We start from the raw sequence: 276 nt of genomic DNA on the forward strand, positions 1-276 counted from the left end.
ACGCCCTGGTGCGGATTGATGACGCCATCAGTGATGCCAAATCGGTGATCGATGGTTTTTTGGGTCGCCGTGGTTATCTGCCCCTGGACCCGGTGCCGGGCATTGTCACCACCTGGGCCAGGGCCATTTGCCGCTATCTCCTGCACCAGGATCGCGTCAGCGGCGAGAGCGATGACCCCATAGTGCGCGATTACCGCGATGCCCTAAAGCTGCTGCAGCTGACCGCAGACGGCAAGTTTTCCCTGGGCCTGAACGACACCAGCGCACAGCAAGGTA

The 276-nt window shown here is 60.9% G+C and carries 1 protein-coding gene; it reads left to right on the plus strand.

Annotation, left to right across the window (positions count from 1 at the left end; translation table 11 throughout):
* Window positions 1-276, plus strand: a 276-nt coding sequence (locus tag MO867_RS22955; RefSeq protein ID WP_252473461.1) for a DUF1320 domain-containing protein, incomplete at both ends; no start/stop codon positions are given.

This window comes from Microbulbifer okhotskensis (assembly GCF_023895975.1).
Lineage (GTDB): Bacteria > Pseudomonadota > Gammaproteobacteria > Pseudomonadales > Cellvibrionaceae > Microbulbifer > Microbulbifer okhotskensis.